Annotated in this window: 1 protein-coding gene and 1 pseudogene; both read left to right on the plus strand. The window is 76.1% G+C overall.

The features are described from left to right. The coding region (locus MHW47_RS33665) for a DEAD/DEAH box helicase (RefSeq protein ID WP_239227644.1) at positions 1-2561 on the plus strand (2561 nt) is incomplete at its 5' end. Further along, positions 2558-3355, plus strand: a pseudogene (locus MHW47_RS33670) (SWF or SNF family helicase); the annotation flags it as partial. The gene MHW47_RS33665 and the pseudogene MHW47_RS33670, both read left to right, overlap by 4 nt.

Here is a 3355-nt window from a genome sequence, read left to right on the forward strand (position 1 = left end):
GCCTGCTGCTGCCGGGGCTGAGCGCGACGGACCACGACAGCTGGCGGGCCGGGCCGCTGGCCCCGGACGATGTGGACCGGGTGCGCACCCTGGCCGCCTCCATGCCGCCCACCGCCCACGCCGTGCCCCTGGACGCGGCGGCCGAGCCGCTGCTCCTGCCCGAACCGGAGGACCTGGTACGGGCGTTCCTCGACGCGGTCGCCGACAGCCTGCCGCGGACCCCCGCCGCCCCGCTCGCCTCGGGCGGGCCCGCCTTCACCGCGCCGGAGCCTCAGCGGGTGCCCGCCCACCGCGCCTGGGCCGCCGATGTGGCGGCCGGGCACGACGCGGGCGTACGGCTGTCGCTGCGGGTGGAGGTGCGCGGGCTCGACGGGGAGGACGCGGCCGGGACCGGCCCGTCGTTCCGGGTGGTTCCGCAGATCCACAGCGTCGGCGACCCGGCCGTGATGGCCGACGCCGCCGACGTCTGGGCCGGTGGCGGTCCGGCGGCCGGGGCGTTCGGCCCGCGGGTGCGGATGGACGCGCTGCTGATGCTGCGCCGGGCCGCCCGCGCCTGGCCGTCGCTGACCCCGCTGCTGTCGGCGGCCGTGCCGGACGCGGTGGAGCCGGCCGACGAGGAGATCACCGAACTGCTCGGCCCCGCCGCCCGGGCGCTGGCGGCGGCCGGGGTCCAGGTGCACTGGCCCAGGGAGCTGACCGCCCGCAGGCTGACGGCAGGGGCGGTGATCGGGCCGGACGGCGAGGACGAGGAGGACGGCGCGCCGCGCGGGCTCTCGCGCACGGCGTCGGACGCCGCCCCGCTGCTCTCGTCCGACGCCCTGCTCACCTTCGACTGGTGGTTCGCGCTCGGGGACCAGCGGCTCAGCCGCGAGGAGCTGGACCGGCTGGCGGAGGCGGGCCGGCCGCTGGTGCGGCTGCGCGACCAGTGGGTGCTCATCGACCCCGACGAGGCGCGGCGGGCCCGGGACACGCAGGACCGCAAGGTCACCCCGATCGACGCCCTGGGCGCGGCGCTGACGGGGTCCGCCGAGGTCGACGGGCGCCGGGTCGAGGTCCGGGCCTCCGGCTGGCTGGAGCAGCTGCGCGAACGGGTCGCCGATCCGGCCCGGCAGGCGGACGGGGAGCGGGCCGTCGCCCAGCCGGCCGCGCTCGCCGCGACCCTGCGGGACTATCAGCTGCGCGGCCTGAACTGGCTGCACACCATGACCTCGCTCGGGCTGGGCGGCTGTCTCGCCGACGACATGGGGCTCGGCAAGACCATCACCCTGATCGCGCTGCACCTGCACCGCCGGACGCTGGAGGGCGGCGGGGGGCCCACGCTCGTGGTCTGCCCGACCTCGCTCATGGGCAACTGGCAGCGCGAGGTCGAGAAGTTCGCCCCCGGCACGCCGGTGCGCCGCTTCCACGGTGCCGCGCGCGGCCTGGCGGACCTGCCGGACGACGGGTTCGTGCTCACCACGTACGGCACGATGCGGCTGGACGCGCCGAAGCTCGCCGCCGTGCGCTGGGGCATGGTCGTCGCGGACGAGGCGCAGCACGTCAAGAACCCGTACTCGGCGACGGCCCGTGCGCTGCGCACCATCGGCGCGGGGGCGCGGGTGGCGCTGACCGGCACGCCGGTGGAGAACAACCTGTCCGAGCTGTGGGCGATCCTGGACTGGACGACGCCCGGACTGCTGGGCCGGCTCGGCACGTTCCGCACCCGGTACGCGCGCGCGGTGGAGGGCGGTGACCCGGCGGCGGCCGAACGGCTCGGGGCGCTGGTGCGCCCGTTCCTGCTGCGGCGGCGCAAGTCCGATCCCGGTATCGCCCCGGAGCTGCCGCCGAAGACGGAGACGGACCGGGCGGTGTCCCTGACGCCGGAACAGGCCGGGCTCTACGAGGCGGTGGTGCGGGAGACGCTGGCGGCGATCGCGGAGGCCGACGGGATGGCCAGGCGCGGTCTCGTGGTGAAGCTGCTGACCTCGCTCAAGCAGATCTGCAACCACCCGGCGCAGTACCTCAAGGAGGAGGAGCCGCGCATCGAGGGCCGTTCCGGGAAGCTGGAACTGCTCGACGAACTGCTGGACACCATGGTGGCGGAGGGCGCCGGGGTCCTCGTGTTCACGCAGTACGTGGCGATGGCCCGGCTGCTGGAACGGCATCTGGCGGCGCGTGGCATCGGCACGCAGTTCCTGCACGGCGGCACGCCGGTCGCCGCGCGGGAGGAGATGGTGAACCGGTTCCAGGCGGGCGAGGCGCCCGTGTTCCTGCTGTCGTTGAAGGCGGCGGGCACGGGGCTCAACCTGACGCGGGCCGGGCATGTGGTGCACTTCGACCGCTGGTGGAACCCGGCGGTCGAGGCACAGGCCACGGACCGGGCGTACCGCATCGGGCAGACGCAGCCGGTGCAGGTGCACCGGCTGATCGCGGAGGGCACGATCGAGGACCGGATCGCCGGCATGCTCGCCCGCAAACAGGGCCTGGCGGACGCGGTGCTGGGGTCGGGCGAGGCCGCCCTGACGGAGCTGAGCGACGCGGAACTGGCCGATCTGGTGGAGCTGCGAGGGGGGACGCGATGAGGGACGGATACGAAGAAGGCGGGGGCGACGAGCGGGAGGAGGGGGCGCCCGTCCAGGAGCGCACCTTTCCCGCGCTGCCGCCCGCGCCGGGCCGCGGTTTCGCCACGTCGTGGTGGGGAAAGGCGTGGCTGCGGGCGCTGGAGGAGACGGCGCTGGACGCCCGGCAGCTGAAGGAGGGGCGCCGGGTCGCCAGGGAGGGCCGGGTCGGCGCCGTGTCGGTGCGGCCGGGCCGGATCACGGCCGTGGTCGGCGCGCGGGACGGCAGCACGTACCGCAGCGATGTCCTGCTCCAGGAGCTGGACGAGCGGGAGTGGGACCGCTTCCTGGACATGGCGGCCGAACGGGCGGGGCACATCGCGGCGCTGCTGGACCGTGAGATGCCGGCGCATCTGATCGAGGACGCGGCGGCGGCGGGGATCGACCTGCGGCCGGGCATGGGCGACCTCGAACCGGAGTGCACGTGCGGGGCGTGGGACCACTGCCCGCACACCGCTGCCCTGTGCTATCAGGTCGCGCGGCTGCTGGACCAGGACCCGTTCGTGCTGCTGCTGATGCGGGGGCGCGGCGAGCGGAGGCTGCTGGCGGAGCTGCAGGAGCGGATCGCGGCACCGGCCGGGGAGCGTGAGGGCGGCGCCGGGGGCGAGGAGCCGGCGGCGGTCCGGGAGGTGTCCGGCGTACCGGCGGCGCAGGCGTACGCGCAGGGCGGCATCCTGCCCGCGCTGCCGGCGCCGCCCGGGCTTCCGGACGAGCCTGGCGCGGCCCCCTCGCTCGACACGGAGACCGATCCGGAGCCG

It is taken from the genome of Streptomyces sp. OfavH-34-F, assembly GCF_022347745.1.
Taxonomy (GTDB): domain Bacteria; phylum Actinomycetota; class Actinomycetes; order Streptomycetales; family Streptomycetaceae; genus Streptomyces.